Source organism: Pelagibacterium lacus (assembly GCF_003345525.1).
In the GTDB taxonomy this organism is placed as follows: domain Bacteria; phylum Pseudomonadota; class Alphaproteobacteria; order Rhizobiales; family Devosiaceae; genus Pelagibacterium; species Pelagibacterium lacus.
Window position 1 is genome coordinate 1 of the sequence record NZ_QQNH01000019.1, and the last position, 15,597, is coordinate 15,597.

Consider the following 15,597-nt stretch of genomic DNA (forward strand, 5'->3'; position numbering starts at 1 on the left):
CGCGCGACCCACTTCCTAAGCTTCTTGCAACTCGCCGCAGCAATGCTGTGGATGCGATGAATGTCGATTCAGCCTAGACGTTTCGGCCGTTAGGCCGGAACGGTGGTGCCGATATCGAAGGTCGCGATCTCGTTGGCGAAGGCCAGCTTGGCGTCCACCGAGCCGCGCTCGATATCGGCCGCCCGGGCGACCAGCGCGCGGAAATCGACGATGGCCGTATTGGCTTCGGCCACCGGCAGGGGTTCGCCTTCATAGCGCGCCGCGAAGCGCGCCGCCACCCGGCCCAGAAGCGCCAATATGGCGGCATTGTCGCGGTCCTTGCGGGCCAGGCCCTGCGCCATTTTGTGGAATTCCAGATAGGTCCTCACACCGCCATTCTGATCGTCAAGCCATGCACGAAGGTCTTGCACGCTGGTTCTCCTGTTGCTTTGTATCGTGACGGGCACGGAAAAACGGGCTGTATATCAAAAGTGAGACGCCGAGGGAAGGGCCGGCCGGGCCGATAGGGTTCGCTGCGCCCGGATTGCACCTTTGCCCCCGACCGTTCGACGGCCCTTCGCCCCTGTCGGCCTCTCGCCGCCCGGGCAGGTCACTCCCGCGCCGGCAGAAGAATCGGCAGGATTTTCCGCCCTTCCCGCCGCTGCCAATCCGCAATCCGCCCGGTGCCCGCTGCTTTCCTGCGACACAAACACCGCTTCCGGCGCTGCAATTCCCATTGACAAGTGTTCGGGCTTGGAGCAATGTCTCAAAAATGAGACAGATACGGATTTCCGATGATCGTGCAGAGCCCGCCGCCTTCGCGCCGACGGTGGTGGATGCGGATGCGCGCGTCGTCGCCAATGATTGGGTGAATGCCGAGTACAAGCTGCTTGTGCTCGATGCGGGGCCGGGCGCCGCCGCGGCGCGGGCCGGGCAGTTCTTTAATATCGAATGCCCGGCGACCGGCGAGGACCAGCCCTTCTTCCGCCGCCCCATGAGCACCTATGCCGCCGATCCGGCCACCGGACAGGTCGAATTCCTCTACAAGGTCACCGGCGCCGGCACGCGCGGTCTGGCGACGCTGGTGTCCGGAGGCAGCGTGCGCATTCTCGGCCCGCTCGGGGTTGGCTTTTCGCTGCCCCGGGGTGTGCGGTCCATCGTCGTCCTGGGGCGCGGGGTCGGCCTTGCCACCCTCGCCCCGCTGGCCGAGCTGGCCCGCGCCCGAGGGGTGGCCGTCACCGCCATCGTCAGCGCGCGCAGCCCCGAACACCTCCTCTCCGTCGCCCGCTTCGAGGCGGCCGGAGCGCGGGTCGAAATCGTGCTCGACAGCGACGGCAGCAGCGCGCCCGCCAATGTCGAGGCCCTGTTGCGGCGCCTCCATGCCGAGGGGCGTGCCGATGGCTTTTACACCTGCGGCTCCAACCGCCTGATGGTGCTGATGCAGAGGCTCGCGGCCGAGCTGGGCGTGTTCGGCGAGGTCGCCATGGAGCAACAGATGGCCTGCGGGCTGGGCATGTGCTTTTGCTGCGTGCGCAATTTCAACGTTGGGGGCGAAACCGTCGCCAAGCGTGTATGCTGGGACGGTCCGGTCTTTCCGCTGGCGGAGGCGACGTCATGGTAGATCTTGCAACCGATCTGGGGCGCGGCCTCGTCCTCGCCAATCCGGTGATGCCCGCGTCCGGCACCTTTGCCGAAGGGCTCGCCAAGGTGGTAGATCTCAACGCCATCGGCGCCCTGGTCACCAAGACCATCACCGCCGAGCTGCGCGGGGGCAATCCGGTGCCGCGCGTTTCCGAGGTGGGCAATGGCATGCTCAACTCCATCGGCATCCCCTCCAAGGGCATCGACTATTTCCTCGCCGAGACCCTGCCGTTCTTCCGCCAGTTCTCCAGTCCGCTGATCGTCTCGGTTTCCGCGCCCAGCGTCGAGGCCTTCGCCCGCGCCGCCGAACGGCTCAACGCGGACGGCATCGCCGGCATCGAGGCCAATATCTCCTGTCCCAATATCGAGGAGGACGGCAAGGCCTTCGCCATGCGCCCCTCGACCACCGAACAGGCCATCGCCGCCATGCGCCGGGTCACCGACCTGCCGCTCTGGGCCAAGCTCACCCCCAATACCGGCGACATCGCCGCCGTGGCGCGCGCCGCCGAGGCGGCGGGGGCCGATGCGCTGGTGGTCGCCAACACCATTCTGGCCATGGCCATCGATATCGAGACCATGCGCCCCACCCTGGGCAATGTCATGGGCGGGCTGTCCGGCCCGGCCATCAAGCCCATCACCCTGCGCATGACCTATCAATGCGCCCGCGCCGTTTCCATTCCGGTCATCGGCTGCGGCGGCATTTCCACCGCCAGCGACGCCGTCGAATATCTCCTGGCCGGGGCCGGCGCCGTGCAGGTGGGCACCGCCACCTTCCTGCGCCCCCACGCCATGACCGAGGTGATCGCCGGCATCGCCGCCTATTGCGAGCGCAAGGGCATTGCCCGCATGGCCGATTTCGCCGGGGCGCTCGATACCGGCATGCGCGAACCGGACGTGATGGAGGCGGCACAATGAGCATTGCGGCGTCCATCGGAGACAGCCACTGGGCCCTGGTCGAGGACGAGGCCGAACTGGCCGAGGCCATTTTCGCCCGCCTTGCCGAGGAGACCGGCGACGGGGTCGGCATCACCCGCGAATGCTATTCGGACCGCGAGGACGCGGCGCTGGGCATTTTCTCGGAAGTCGCCCTCGCCCATGGCTGCGTCATCGATACCGATCCGGCCGGCAATCTCGTCGTCCGCCTTCCCGGCGATGACGGCACCCGTCCGGCCCATTATATCGGCTCGCACGCCGATTCCGTGCCCCAGGGCGGCAATTACGATGGGGCCGCCGGCATCGTCGCCGGACTGCTGTGCCTCATCCGCATCCAGCGCGCCGGGCGCGACCTCACCACCCCCGTGCGGGTGCTGATGCTGCGCGGCGAGGAGAGCGCCTTTTACGGCCGGGCCAATATCGGCTCGCGCGCCCTGTTCGGCCTCATCGACGACAAGGACCTCGCCGCCCGTTCGCGCGGCAAGGGCCGCACGCTGGCCGAGGCCATGGAAGCGACCGGCATCGATACCGGCCCGATCCGCGAGGGCGCGATGCTGTTCGACCGGGACAGGGCCGTCAGCTATCTCGAACTCCATATCGAGCAGGGCCCGGTGATGGTCGACCGCGACCTGCCCGCCGCGGTCGTTTCGGGCATTCGCGGCAATCTGCGCCATCGCCGCGTCGTCTGCCGCGGCGAGGCCGGCCATTCGGGCACCATTCCCCGCTGGCTGCGCAAGGACGCCGTCTTCGCCTTCGCCGAACTCATCGGGCGGCTTGACGAGCACTGGCGCGTGCTGCTCGAACGCGGCCTCGACCTCGTCGTCACCACCGGCATCGTGGGGACCGATCCTGATGAGCATGCCATCAGCCGCATCCCCGGCGAGGTGATGTTCTCCTTCGAGGTGCGCAGCCAGAGCCATGACACCCTCGAGGGCTTCTACGAGCTTTTCCGGTCCGAGTGCCGGGCGGTCGGGCAGCAGCGCGGCGTCGTCTTCGAGTTCGACGACCGGGTCTACACACAACCTGCGCGCATGAATGCTAATTACATAGAACTTTTGACCGCATCAGCCGCACAAAGTGGCCTCGAAACACAAACATTGGCGTCCGGAGCGGGCCATGACGCCGCCGTCTTCGCCAATGCCGGCATCCCCTCGGGCATGGTTTTCGTCCGCAATTCCAACGGTTCCCACAATCCCCACGAGGCCATGGAGATCGCCGACCTCATCGCGGGCACCGAAATCCTCCACAGGGCCGTCACCTCAAGCAACTGATTTCAATATCCTTTCGGTTGAGAACCGGAAAATCGTACGGCTCTTTGTTGACTGGACTTCGGACACAAGGGTATAGCGGGACGGTTGCACTGGAGCTCGACCATTTCGGCGGCGCTGGACCCCTTGTCCGGCGGCCGTGATTTCGCGCGACCGCATGACAAGAGATGAAGGACCCCCCTCTTATGAGCACATTGCGCCTCGGCGACGACAAGAAGGCCATCGCCCGCCAGACCGCCCGTATGATGTTGGAAATCAACGCGATTCACTTCAACGCCGAGCATCCATTCGTCTTCACGTCCGGTTGGGCCAGCCCGGTTTATGTCGATTGCCGCAAGCTGATCTCCTACCCCCGCCTGCGCTCTGCGCTGATGGATCTGGCCGCCCACACCATCGCCACCGAGATCGGTTACGAATCGATCGACGTGATCACCGGCGGCGAGACCGCCGGCATTCCCTTCGCCGCCTGGATCTCCGACAAGCTGATGCTGCCCATGCAGTATGTGCGCAAGAAAGCCAAGGGGTTCGGCCGGAATGCTCAGATCGAGGGTGAAGTCGTCACCGGCGCCCGTACCCTGCTGGTCGAGGACCTCGCCACCGATGGCCGCTCCAAGGTGATGTTCGCCGACGCCCTGCGCAAGGCCGGCGCCCAGGTCGACCACTGCTTCGTGGTGTTCTTCTACGACATCTTCCCCAAGAGCCACGACCTGATGAAGGAGCTGGGAATCGAGCTCCACTACCTCGCCACGTGGTGGGATATCCTCGATGCGGCCAAGGAATCCGGTCATTTCGACACCCGGACGCTCGACGAGGTCGAGAGCTTCCTTAACGATCCCGCCACCTGGTCCTCGGCCCATGGCGGCATTTCCGAATTCGCACCGGCCAGCCAGGGCTGACCCGGCACCACCGCAGAGTGTACAAGGGGCTGCCCGGCGGGCGGCCCCTTTTTTCATGGCCTACGGCGCCAGCATGCGCGGCAGGAACATAGAGATATCAGGCAGATAGCTGATCACCAGCAGCGCAAGCAGGTTGGCGACGATAAAGGGGACGATGCCAGAGATGATCTTGGAAACCGATTCTCCCAGCGTCGACGATGCCACGAAGATATCGAGCCCGAAGGGCGGGGTAATCATGCCGATACAGGTGTTGAGACAGACGATGATGCCGAAATGGATCGGGTCGATGCCAAAGCTCAGCGCCACCGGGAACAGCGCCGGAACGAGGATCAGCATGGTCGAATTGGGATCGATGAACATGCCGGCCACGAGGAACAACAGGTTCACGATCAAAAGGAACACGATCCAGTTGGCATCGATCGCCCTGAGGAAATCGATCACCAGCGTCGGCAGTTGCGCCAGCGTGATGAAATAGGCCACGATCGATCCCATGGCCAGGAGCACGAAAATCGTGCCGGTGGTGATCGCGGCGCCAGTCGCAACCTTCAGGATGTCGCGCCATTTCATGTGGCGATAGATGAACACCTCGACGATCAGCGCATAGACCACGCTGACCGCCGCTGCTTCGGTCGGAGTGAAAACCCCCGAATAGATGCCGCCCAGCATGACCACCGGCAGGCCCAGGGCCCATACGCTGCGGCCCACGACCCTGATCCTCTCCTTCCACGGCATCCGCTCATCGCCGGTCAACCCGTTGCGATACGCATAGATCAGCACATAGGCGGCAAAGACCAGGGCGAGGAAAATCCCCACCACGAGGCCAGCGGCAAATAGCGATGCCACCGAGGTCCCGGTGAGCCAGGCATAGATGATCAGCGTGATCGAAGGCGGGATCAGCAAGGCCACTTCGGCCGAGGACACGATCAACCCGAGCGAGAACTTGTCGGAATAGCCCTGCCGCTTGAGTTCGGGATAGACGATGCCGCCCAGGGCCGCGACCGTCGCCGGGGCCGAGCCCGAGACCGAACCGAATGCGGCGGCGGTTGCGACCGTGGTCAGGCCCATGCCGCCCCGGCGATGGCCGAGAAACGCACTGACGAGGCCCGTCAGATGCCGGGCGATGGAGCCTTTGGACATGATCTCGGCGGCAAAGATGAAGAAGGGGATCGCCAGCAGCGTCGAGTGGTTGATCCCGCCTACGATCCGCTGCCCGTAGATCAGGTCCGGTATGGTGGAATAGAAGAATTCCTTGGTCAGTATCCCCGGCAGCCCGAGAACGATGAGCATCTCGAAGCCGAGAAAGAGCAGCGCCATGGCGCCGATGAGAATGGCGGCGATCAACATCTCAGTGCGCGGCTCCGGAGGATTGTGACCAGCGCTGGATCAATCCGAAAAGACTGAGCGCATAGCGAAAGGCCAGGAGCAGAAATCCCACCGGCAATGCGTAATAGAGGACGGCCGCCGGGATCCGCAGCGTGGGACTGAACTGGCCGGTCCGGCCCACATTCTGCGCCATTTCGAAGCCGACCCAGGCGATATAGACCGTCAGCAGCACCCCGACGAGATCGATGGCCCGCCCGACCCAGACGCGGATAGCGGGGTTCAGCCGTTCGAGAAAGGTGGTCATGGCGATCTGCCGGCCTTCCTGCAGGGCCAGGCCAAGGGACAGGAACACCAGCCAAACCATCATGTAGCGCGCGCCTTCATCGACCCAGGCGACGTTGCGGGAAAAGCTCGGCATGATCTCGCGCACCAGCACGCCGCCGACCGTCAGCGCCACCATGGTGAGCATCAGCAACGCGAGGGCAATACGCTCGAAGGACGACAGGATTGCGATCGCCCGGCTCAATTTCGGATATGGAGTCATTGCAGAGGCCCATCCCCTGGAACTGGAAAGAACAAGGCGCCAGGGCCATCGACCCCGGCGCCAAAGTGCAAGCGGCGGCGCGCGCCCCGGCGTGGTCGGTGCTACTCGCCGACGATCTCGGCGTATTCGGCCTCGTAGATATCGACGATCTGCTGCCCCACATCGCCTGCCCCGGCGAGGTAGGCGTCGCGGGCCGGACCATACATCGCTGCGCGGAACGCGGACCGCTGCTCGTCGTCAAGCTCGTAGATGGTGATATTGCTGGCCCGGATGGCTTCGAGAGCAGTTTGCTGGGCGGCTTCCTTGAGCGCTTCAGTTTCCGGCCGCACTTCCTCGAAAGCCTCCATGATCACCGTCTGATAGTCCTCCGGCAAGGAGTCCCACCAGCCCTGGTTGAACATCACGATATCCTCATTGGCGCCGTGCTCGGAGACCAGGAGATATTTCTGCACTTCCTGGTACTTCATGGTCGCGATGGTATCGAGTGCGTTTTCCTGGCCATCGATAACGCCGGTCTGCAGGGCAGTGTAAAGTTCGCCGAACGGCAATGCGATCGCCGATGCGCCGACGGCATTGAACTGCTCGATCAGCACCTGCGAATCCATTACGCGGAAGCTCTGGCCGGCAAAGTCCTCAAGAGCAGCGATATCCTCGTTGGAGGTCATCGACTTGCGGCCATTGGGCCAGATGGCGATGGCCTTCAGCCCCAAGGGGGCGAAGCTGTCCAGGACGGCCTGGCCGAACGGGCCACTCCGCAGGGCATTCGCCGCGTCCAGATCCGCCGGGTAGAGGAAGGGGACGTCGAGAATGGAGACGGCGGGGTTGAACCCGGCGAGGAAAGCGGCCGGAGAAACCGTGCCTTCCATCAATCCAAGCTGTGTTCCCTCATTCATCTCGCGCGCCTGACCGAGCTGGCCAGCCGGGAAAAGCTGGAATATGACGGCGCCATCGGTGCGTTCGGAGACCAGATCGGCAACCATCTGCAAACCCTGATGGCGGGGTTGCTGATCGGATTCCAGATGGCCGATCCGGGCAACGAATTCCTGCGCCGAGACCGGAAGAGCGCCGATAAGAACGGAGACGGCGACGGCCGAAGCCAGCATGACACGACGGTTCATGGAGTTCCCCCTTTGTGGTGACACCAAAGCTTTCTCTACATGAGAAGACACTCGTGTCGTAAGGCCTGTCAAGAACGTTCGCAAGAGAGGCGGGCCGGCATATGCGCGCAGCCTTCGCGGCACATTATGGCGCTGGGTGGGAAAGCGCCAGCGTCATCATGGCCGGCTCTGATGCGCCTGCCCGTTTCAGACAGGCCTCTATATGGATGACGATCTCGGCGCTCTCACTGTCGAGACAGACAATCACCAGGCCTGCCGGTTCGGCCACGGTTCGCCCTGCCCTCTCCGCCGTCGCCAGCGCCGACGTGTTGCTGTCGGATATGCCGATATGGCACCCCGTGACCCCCTCGAGGGCCATAAGGCGATCGGCGATGCCCGCCGCATCCTCCGGCCGATCGACAAACCGTCCGACTGCCACATGTCGTCCTGGCGCTTCTCCGCGGCCAACCGGGAATGACCCCACGCAGCGCGCATTATTGCGGTATGACGCCATAACCCGTCGGGTCCAGGGAGTGGGTGCGTTGAGCCTGTCGATATATGCCGGGGAGGCCGCCACATCTGCATTCTCAAGGACATAGAGAGTGAAAAAGCGCGGCTTCGCGCGTTCATTGTTCCAGCGCTGGCCGCTCAGAAATCCCGGGATGGACAGGCGTTCCGGCATATGTTCCTGCCGATGCCAGGCGATGAAGTCCTCCTCTGCGCCAGGCGCGACATCGTTCCAGATCGCCACAAAGCCCAGACCGGCAATAGTCATCCTCAACCTCGATCGCGCGATAGACGGCCCTTCCGGCTTTACGCCAAATGAAACGCCTTTCGCAATTCCCCCTTCGCGGGGAGTTGCCGGGATTGGTGCTGCGGATTATTCATGATCATGTCGGCGTCGGTTCGAGGCGATGGCCGGAACTGCGAGTTGCCGATGAACGCCTATACGATCGATGACCTCAAAACCCTGGCCCAGCGCCGCGTCCCGCGCATGTTCTTCGACTATGCGGATTCCGGTTCGTGGACGGAAGCAACGTATCGCGCCAATGAGGCGGATTTTCAAAAGCTGCTGTTTCGTCAGCGCGTCGCCGTCGACATGACCAACCGCACGCTCGCCTCGACCATGATCGGCGAGGACGTCTCCATGCCGGTGGCCATCGCTCCCACCGGCTTTGGCGGCATGCAACATCCCGATGGCGAGATGCTTGGGGCAAAGGTAGCCCGTGCCTTCGGCATTCCCTTTACCCTTTCGACCATGAGCATCTGCTCGATCGAGGACGTTTCGGAAGCCATAGGCGGCGCGCCGTTCTGGTTCCAGCTCTATGTCATGCGCGATCGCGATTTCATGCACAACCTGATCGACCGGGCCAAGGCGGCCGGGTGTTCGGCCCTGGTGTTGACGCTCGATCTCCAGATTCTCGGCCAGCGCCACAAGGACCTGCGCAACGGCCTCTCGGCGCCGCCGAAAATCAATGCCAATACGTTCTGGCAGCTCGCTTCACGCCCGCGCTGGTGCCTTTCCATGCTTGGCACAAGGCGGCATACCTTTCGCAATATCGTCGGCCATGCCAAATCCGTGGCCGACCTCTCCTCCCTCTCCTCCTGGACGGCCGAACAGTTCGACCCGCAGCTTAGCTGGCAGGACATCGCGTGGATCAAGGAGCGCTGGGGCGGAAAGCTGATCCTCAAGGGCATCATGGATGCGGAGGATGCACGCCTCGCCGCCGCGTCGGGCGCCGATGCGCTGATCGTCTCCAATCATGGGGGCCGCCAGCTCGACGGGGCGCCCTCCTCCATCGCCGCCCTGCCGGCCATTGTCGAGGCTGTGGGCGAAAAGATCGAGGTGCATATGGATGGCGGCATCCGCTCGGGCCAGGATGTGATGCGGGCCCTCAGCCTGGGCGCCAAGGGTGTCTATATCGGCCGCTCCTGGCTCTATGGCGTTGGTGCAGGCGGCGAAGCAGGCGTCAGGACCGTCCTCGACATCATCCGCAAGGAACTCGACCTCACCATGGCCTTTTGCGGCGAACGCGACATCCGTAATGTCGGCCGCCACAACCTCGTCAATCCGGACGTGCTCAAGTTGTGAACGACATAGTCAAACGGCGCCCCGGAAGGCGCCGTTCGAAAGCTCAGTGGCCGGGGACCGGCTCGGCACCCACCGGCTCCTGAGGCGGACGCCGGATGAAGAATGCCGCCACGATCGCGAACAGCGAAATGACAGCGCCGCACAGGAAGGCAAGCTGGATGCCCTGGGACATGGCCGGGATGGCCGGAACTCCCTCGGACACCAGATCGGCCGTGCGCAACGTCATCAGCGAGACGAACAGCGCAATGCCGGCCGCGCCCGCCACCTGCTGAATGGTGCCGATCACCGCGCTGCCGTGCGAATAGAGCTTGCGCGGCAGGGAGCCGAGGCTCGAGGTGAACAAGGGCGTGAACATCAGCGACAGCCCGATGCTGAGCACCACGTGCAGCCCAAGCAGGAACGGGATGGCCGTGTTCTGATTGAGCGTGGTCATGGTCCAAAGCACGGCCGAAACCAGCGTCGTGCCCGGCACGAGCAGGACGGTGGGGCCGAAGCGATCGAACAGCCGCCCGACGAAAGGCGCCATCAGCCCCATGACCAGCCCGCCCGGCAGTAGCAACAATCCGGTCTGGGAGGCATCGAGCCCCAGAACATTCTGCATGTAGATGGGCAACAGGATAAGCGACCCGAACATGGCCATCATGGAAATGCCCATCATCAAGACGCTGATCGAGAAGATCCGCGCCTTGAAGGTCCTCAGGTCGAGCAGCGCGGCATCCCGCTTTTGCAGCGAGAACTGGCGGGCGATGAACAAGCCCAGCGCTACCACGCCGACGACAACCGGCAGCCACGACGGGAAGGGCATGGCCCCGCCCGCATGGGAAGCCTCACCGCCCAGGCTGGACAGGCCATAAACCAACCCCCCAAAGCCGAGCGCCGACAGGAGGACCGACAACAGGTCGAGCGGCGCCTTGGTGGGCGTGGTGACATTCTGAATCCGGGCCGCGCCCAGAGCCAGGGCCGCGAGGGCAATGGGGAGAACCAGGTAGAACATCCAGCGCCATTCGAGATGCTCGAGGATGAAGCCGCCAATGGTCGGGCCGAGCGCAGGCGCGACCGAGATGACGATCGAGATGTTGCCCATGGTGCGGCCACGGGACTGCGGCGGCACCAGGTTCATGACTGTGGTCATCAGCAGCGGCATCATCACCGCCGTACCGCAGGCCTGCACGATGCGGCCGACCAGCAGCACCTCAAAACCCGGCGCAAAGCCCGAGAGCAAGGTGCCGGCGCTGAACAGCGACATGGCAAGGATAAATACGGGGCGCGTATTTAGCCTCTGCAGCAGATAACCGGTGATCGGGATCACCACGGCCATGGTCAGCATGAAAGCGGAGGTCATCCACTGCGCCGACCCGGCGGAGATATCGAGATCGTGCATCAGGTGCGGAATGGCTACGCTCATGATGGTTTCGTTGAGGATCACCACGAATGCCGATACCAGCAACAGGCCGATGACCAGCCGATTGCGGGCCGAGTGATCTGGCTCGCCCAAAGGCGTATGGGGCGCGGAGGCGCCGTTCACATCTGTCGGTGACATTGGATATCTCTTGGTCTGGCGAACCCGCCGCTTCAGCAGGCCCGCGAAATTGGGTCGTGTTCTTTCTGCCTGTCGCCGCGCAAAGTCAACCCGATATCGGGCATGGACTTCATTCTTTGCGCGCGTGACCGAAAAAATTAAAAGGTTGCCCTCGCGGCGATATGGGCCTTCACTGCCTGATCCGGCCTTTGGGCCGGACAGACTTCAGGAGTAAAGCCGCTGCGCTGTCTTGGAGGAGGTGTAGCGGGCCACACCAAGGGAAGAGGTTCATCATGCATTTTTTTGGCCGCGGCGGGGCTTTGCTGTCCGCCGCTCTCCTTTCGTCCGTGCCCGTCTGGGCCCAGGACGTTCCGCAACCCGAAAATACGACAGCCATCGCCGATAACGAATCCGTGAGGGCTCAGGACTTCATGGTGGCATCGGCCCATCCCCTTGCCACGCAAGCCGGCTATGACGTGCTGGCGGCAGGGGGCAGCGCGGCAGACGCCGCCGTGGCAGTGCAGACCATGCTCGGACTTGTCGAGCCGCAAAGCTCAGGGCTTGGCGGCGGGGCTTTCCTAGTCTATTTCGATGCCCAAAGCGGCGCGGTCAGCACGTATGACGCCCGCGAGAAAGCGCCGCTCGCCGCCGACGGCACCTATTGGATCGGCGAGAACGGTGAGCCGATGGCCTTCATGGATGCGGTTATCGGTGGCCGCTCGGCCGGCGTTCCCGGCACGCCCATGCTGCTCGAGCGGCTGCATGCCGATCATGGCACCATGGACTGGGCCGATCTGTTGCTACCGGCCATCGATACTGCCGACAACGGCTTCCAGGTCTCCCAGCGCATGGCGGATTCGGTTGCCAATGCGCAGGGGCTGGATACCTTCGTCGAGGCTTCGGAATATTTCCTGCCCGGCGGGGAGCCGATCGCCGAAGGGTCGACCCTCACCAATCCGGCCTATGCCGATACGCTGCGCCTCTATGCCGAGGAGGGCTCCGCGCCCTTCTATACCGGCGAGATCGCCCAGGATATCGTCGCGGCGCTCAACACCAACATCAATCCCGGCATCCTCACCATGGAGGATTTCGAGGCCTATGACGTCGTCATGCGCGACCCGGTCTGCATGGATTATCGCGGCTATGAAATCTGCGGGATGGGACCGCCCTCCTCGGGGGCCCTGGCGGTGGGGCAGATTCTGGGCGTGCTCGAGCACTTCGACCTGCCGTCCATGGAGGATGGGGTGGAGTTCCGGCATCTGTTCGCCGAGGCCTCGCGCCTGGCCTTCGCCGATCGCGGGCTCTATCTGGGCGACAGCGATTTCGTCGACATTCCGGAAGGCTATCTCGACGAGGCCTATCTTGCCGAACGCAGCGCATTGATCGATCCGGACGCATCAATGGGCATCGCCGCTGCCGGTGTTCCTCCCGGATGGGATGAAGCCGCCCTCGCCTCCGACATCGAGCGCCCGCGGGCCGGGACGTCGCATTTCGTGATCGTCGACTCCGAGGGCAATGCGATTTCCGCGACAACCACCATCGAGAGCGGTTTCGGCAGCCGCGTGATGACGCGGGGCTTCCTGCTCAACAATGAGCTGACCGACTTCTCGTTCACCGCCGAGGCGAACGGCGCTCCGATTGCCAACCGTGTCGAGCCCGGCAAGCGCCCGCGCTCGTCCATGGCTCCGACCATCGTGCTTGAGGACGGACAGCCCATCCTGTTGACCGGTAGCCCCGGCGGCGCGGCGATCATCCACTATACCGCGCTGTCTCTGGTCGCCTTGCTCGACTGGAACATGGACCCGCAGGAGGCGATCGATCTTCGGCATGTGACCAATCTCAACGGGCGTACCAATGTCGAAGAAGGAGAAGGCGCGGAAGACCTGGCCGCCGGACTGGAAGCACTGGGCCATGAGGTGGCCATCACCAACCTCAATTCCGGGCTTCATGTCATCGCCATCACGCCCGATGGCCTGATCGGCGCTGCGGACAAGCGGCGCGAAGGCACGGCAATGGGCGAATAAACCGCTTGATACGAATACGATGCCGGCGGTTTCCGCCGGCATTTTGCGTTCAGGCCGGCAAGGTGCCGCCCAGGGCCAGGGTCAGTTCCCTGGCCGCTTGGGCGACCAGTTCTCCAAGATCGTGGGCCCGCTTCTCGGTGACCCGCACCGCGAGTCCCGAGACCGAAATCGCGCACAGGGCCTCGGCCTGCACATTGTGGACCACGGCGGCGACGCAGCGCAGGCCAATGACGTTTTCCTCGTCGTCAACGGCATAGCCCCGCTCGCGGATGACGGCGATGTCTCGGCGCAGCGCGGCAACCGAGGTGATCGAGCGTTCAGTGACCTTGCGCAAGCCGTATTGCCTGACAATGGCTTCGATATCGGCGTCGGGATAGCTGGCCAAAATGGCCTTGCCCATGCCTGAGCTGGCCATGGGCGCTCTGCCCCCAACCCGCGTGATAGCCCGCATGATCTCGCGGCTTTCGACCTGGGTGAGCACCACGACCTCACCATCATCCACCACGCCCAGATTGGCTGTTTCGCGCGTCTGGTCGCGGAGCCGGCGCAGGACAGGCAGCGCCGGCGCCACGAAGTTGCGATGGCGCACGAAGCTCGCCCCTATGGTGAACGCGCCCCGCCCCACATGCCACAGGCCATCCGAGCGATCGAATTCCACGAAGCGGCGCTGTTCGAGCGTGGTCAGCAGGCGATGGGTTGTGGAGACAGAGAGGCCGGTACGCCGGGCGAGATCGGTCAGGCGCTGCCCTTCCTCGTCTTCACCCAACACTTCGAGCAGCGCCATCGCCCGTTCCACCGACTGCACCGTTCCGCTGCGCTTTGCATCATCCGCCATCAAACCCTCCGATCCCGACAGCAATACTCAAAACAAGACGCCCGCGCCATTTTTAGGCACGGGCGTCCGAAATACGTTGATCGTCGTCGATCAGCGCTTGGAGGCCAGCTTTCCGACTTCCACCTTGGCAGGGACCCAATCGTCAAAGGACAGGTCGCGCTCGCCATGCTCGTCGCGGATGGAGGTCTGCAGTCCCATCCGGTTGAGCAGGCCAAGGAAGGGCTGCGGGGGCAGTTCTTCCACATTGACCATCTTGTGCACGTCCCAGGTGCCCTTGGCGACGAGGATCGCCGCGGCCACCGGCGGCACGCCGGCAGTGTAGGAAATCCCCTGGCTGCCGACTTCGGCATAGGCGTCTTCGTGATCGGCGACGTTGTAGATGAAGACCTCACGGTCCGCGCCGTCCTTCTTGCCCTTGACCAGATCGCCAATGCAGGTCTTGCCCGTATATTCCGGGGCCAGCGACGAGGGATCGGGCAACACGGCCTTCACCACCTTGAGCGGCACCACTTCGACGCCTTCGGCCGTCCTGACCGGCTGCTCGGACAGTAGGCCGAGATTTTTCAGAACCGTGAAGACGTTGATGTAGTGCTCGCCAAAGCCCATCCAGAAGCGGATATCGGGCACATCGAGATTACGCGAGAGCGAATGCAGTTCGTCATGCCCCGAGAGGTAGGACGTGCGTTCGCCCACCACCGGCAGATCGTCGGTGCGAGAAATCTCGAACATCTCATTGGTCTGCCACTGGCTGTTCTGCCACGTGTAGACCTTGCCGGTGAACTCGCGGAAGTTGATTTCGGGATCGAAATTGGTCGCGAAATACTTCCCGTGGCTGCCGGCATTGATGTCGATGATATCGATGGAGGAAACCTCGTCGAAATATTCATCGACCGCGAGGGCTGCATAGGCGTTGACCACGCCGGGATCGAACCCGGCGCCGAGCACGGCGGTGATCCCCGCCTTCTCGCAGCGTTCACGGCGCTTCCACTCGTAATTGCCGTACCAGGGCGGCGTTTCGCAGACCTTATCGGGGTCCTCGTGGATGGCCGTGTCGATATAGGCCGCACCGGTCTGGATGCAGGCTTCGAGCACGCTCATATTGATGAAGGCGGAGCCGACATTGATCACGATCTGGGATCGCGTCTTGGCGATCAGGGCCTTGGTCGCCTCGATATCGAGGGCATCCAGCTCATGGGCCTTGATGATGCCGGGCTTTTTCAGCGCCTTCTTGTCGAGGACGCTTTTGACGATGCTTTCGCACTTTTCGAGTGTGCGCGAGGCAATGTGGATATCCCCGAGCACGTCGTTGTTCTGTGCAGCCTTATGGGCGACGACCTGCGCCACACCTCCCGCACCGATAATCAGAACGTTCTTTTTCACTTCTCACGTATCACCTTTTCAGAGGTTGAACCAAGCTACGCGACGCTGTCGAAATCGGGATCTCAC

Annotated in this window: 14 protein-coding genes; 6 read left to right on the forward strand and 8 right to left on the reverse strand. The window is 63.4% G+C overall.

What is annotated here, in order from left to right; genetic code table 11:
• Positions 1–89: 89 nt before the first annotated feature.
• Positions 90–410 (reverse strand): hypothetical protein, encoded by a 321-nt coding sequence (locus DVH29_RS12175; protein ID WP_147276081.1) that lies wholly within the window; start codon positions 408–410, stop codon positions 90–92.
• A gap of 341 nt (positions 411–751) precedes the next feature.
• Here DVH29_RS12175 and DVH29_RS12180 point away from each other — a divergent pair, with 341 nt between their 5' ends.
• The 4 genes from DVH29_RS12180 (at position 752) to DVH29_RS12195 (ending at position 4,717) form a co-directional block, all read left to right on the forward strand.
• The gene (locus DVH29_RS12180; protein WP_114646459.1) at positions 752–1,600 is read left to right on the forward strand and encodes a dihydroorotate dehydrogenase electron transfer subunit; all 849 of its coding nucleotides are present in this window, start codon (positions 752–754) and stop codon (positions 1,598–1,600) included.
• A complete protein-coding gene (locus tag DVH29_RS12185) occupies positions 1,594–2,535 on the forward strand; it encodes a dihydroorotate dehydrogenase (RefSeq protein ID WP_114646460.1) in 942 nt (313 codons plus the stop codon). The genes DVH29_RS12180 and DVH29_RS12185 overlap by 7 nt, the downstream gene beginning before the upstream one ends.
• Positions 2,532–3,824 carry a hydantoinase/carbamoylase family amidase gene (locus DVH29_RS12190; RefSeq protein WP_114646461.1) on the forward strand — a complete coding sequence of 431 codons (1,293 nt, stop codon included), beginning with the start codon at positions 2,532–2,534 and terminating at the stop codon, positions 3,822–3,824. The genes DVH29_RS12185 and DVH29_RS12190 overlap by 4 nt, the downstream gene beginning before the upstream one ends.
• Before the next feature lie 182 nt (positions 3,825–4,006).
• Positions 4,007–4,717 (forward strand): orotate phosphoribosyltransferase, encoded by a 711-nt coding sequence (locus tag DVH29_RS12195; protein WP_114646495.1) that lies wholly within the window; start codon positions 4,007–4,009, stop codon positions 4,715–4,717.
• Positions 4,718–4,777: 60 nt separating this feature from the next.
• On the opposite strand, the gene DVH29_RS12200 is transcribed toward DVH29_RS12195, so the two are convergent.
• The 4 genes from DVH29_RS12200 to DVH29_RS12215 all read right to left on the reverse strand — a co-directional run bounded on the left by DVH29_RS12200 (position 4,778) and on the right by DVH29_RS12215 (position 8,456).
• Complete coding sequence (locus DVH29_RS12200) at positions 4,778–6,061, reverse strand: TRAP transporter large permease (protein ID WP_114646462.1); 1,284 nt, start codon at positions 6,059–6,061, stop codon at positions 4,778–4,780.
• Between the two features lies 1 nt (position 6,062).
• Complete coding sequence (locus DVH29_RS12205) at positions 6,063–6,584, reverse strand: TRAP transporter small permease (protein WP_114646463.1); 522 nt, start codon at positions 6,582–6,584, stop codon at positions 6,063–6,065.
• Between the two features lie 101 nt (positions 6,585–6,685).
• A complete protein-coding gene (locus tag DVH29_RS12210; protein WP_114646464.1) occupies positions 6,686–7,702 on the reverse strand; it encodes a TRAP transporter substrate-binding protein in 1,017 nt (338 codons plus the stop codon).
• A 124-nt stretch (positions 7,703–7,826) separates the two neighbouring features.
• A complete protein-coding gene (locus DVH29_RS12215) occupies positions 7,827–8,456 on the reverse strand; it encodes a DUF4286 family protein (protein ID WP_114646465.1) in 630 nt (209 codons plus the stop codon).
• A 162-nt stretch (positions 8,457–8,618) separates the two neighbouring features.
• Here DVH29_RS12215 and DVH29_RS12220 point away from each other — a divergent pair, with 162 nt between their 5' ends.
• Entirely contained in the window at positions 8,619–9,773 is a 1,155-nt protein-coding gene (locus DVH29_RS12220) for an alpha-hydroxy acid oxidase (RefSeq protein WP_114646466.1), read from the forward strand.
• Positions 9,774–9,816: 43 nt separating this feature from the next.
• Here the strand turns inward: DVH29_RS12220 and DVH29_RS12225 are convergent, their stop codons facing one another.
• Positions 9,817–11,313: an MDR family MFS transporter gene (locus DVH29_RS12225; protein ID WP_114646467.1), complete on the reverse strand. Its 1,497-nt coding sequence runs from the start codon at positions 11,311–11,313 to the stop codon at positions 9,817–9,819.
• A 272-nt stretch (positions 11,314–11,585) separates the two neighbouring features.
• Between DVH29_RS12225 and ggt the strand changes: the two genes are divergently transcribed.
• Positions 11,586–13,316: a gamma-glutamyltransferase gene (gene ggt, locus DVH29_RS12230; RefSeq protein ID WP_114646468.1), complete on the forward strand. Its 1,731-nt coding sequence runs from the start codon at positions 11,586–11,588 to the stop codon at positions 13,314–13,316.
• A gap of 49 nt (positions 13,317–13,365) precedes the next feature.
• Here the strand turns inward: ggt and DVH29_RS12235 are convergent, their stop codons facing one another.
• Together DVH29_RS12235 and DVH29_RS12240 are read right to left on the reverse strand one after the other, a co-directional pair.
• A complete protein-coding gene (locus tag DVH29_RS12235; protein WP_114646469.1) occupies positions 13,366–14,151 on the reverse strand; it encodes an IclR family transcriptional regulator in 786 nt (261 codons plus the stop codon).
• A gap of 90 nt (positions 14,152–14,241) precedes the next feature.
• Complete coding sequence (locus tag DVH29_RS12240; RefSeq protein ID WP_114646470.1) at positions 14,242–15,531, reverse strand: saccharopine dehydrogenase family protein; 1,290 nt, start codon at positions 15,529–15,531, stop codon at positions 14,242–14,244.
• Between the last annotated feature and the right edge of the window lie 66 nt (positions 15,532–15,597).

Coding starts and splice junctions, on each gene's coding strand:
- DVH29_RS12185 (WP_114646460.1), top strand. CDS start 1,594: ATGGTAGATCTTGCAACCGATCTGGGGCGCGGCCTCGTCCTCGCCAAT.
- DVH29_RS12220 (WP_114646466.1), top strand. CDS start 8,619: ATGAACGCCTATACGATCGATGACCTCAAAACCCTGGCCCAGCGCCGC.
- DVH29_RS12180 (WP_114646459.1), top strand. CDS start 752: ATGAGACAGATACGGATTTCCGATGATCGTGCAGAGCCCGCCGCCTTC.
- ggt (WP_114646468.1), top strand. CDS start 11,586: ATGCATTTTTTTGGCCGCGGCGGGGCTTTGCTGTCCGCCGCTCTCCTT.
- DVH29_RS12235 (WP_114646469.1), bottom strand. CDS start 14,151: ATGGCGGATGATGCAAAGCGCAGCGGAACGGTGCAGTCGGTGGAACGG.
- DVH29_RS12190 (WP_114646461.1), top strand. CDS start 2,532: ATGAGCATTGCGGCGTCCATCGGAGACAGCCACTGGGCCCTGGTCGAG.
- DVH29_RS12225 (WP_114646467.1), bottom strand. CDS start 11,313: ATGTCACCGACAGATGTGAACGGCGCCTCCGCGCCCCATACGCCTTTG.
- DVH29_RS12205 (WP_114646463.1), bottom strand. CDS start 6,584: ATGACTCCATATCCGAAATTGAGCCGGGCGATCGCAATCCTGTCGTCC.
- DVH29_RS12200 (WP_114646462.1), bottom strand. CDS start 6,061: ATGTTGATCGCCGCCATTCTCATCGGCGCCATGGCGCTGCTCTTTCTC.
- DVH29_RS12215 (WP_114646465.1), bottom strand. CDS start 8,456: ATGACTATTGCCGGTCTGGGCTTTGTGGCGATCTGGAACGATGTCGCG.
- DVH29_RS12210 (WP_114646464.1), bottom strand. CDS start 7,702: ATGAACCGTCGTGTCATGCTGGCTTCGGCCGTCGCCGTCTCCGTTCTT.
- DVH29_RS12195 (WP_114646495.1), top strand. CDS start 4,007: ATGAGCACATTGCGCCTCGGCGACGACAAGAAGGCCATCGCCCGCCAG.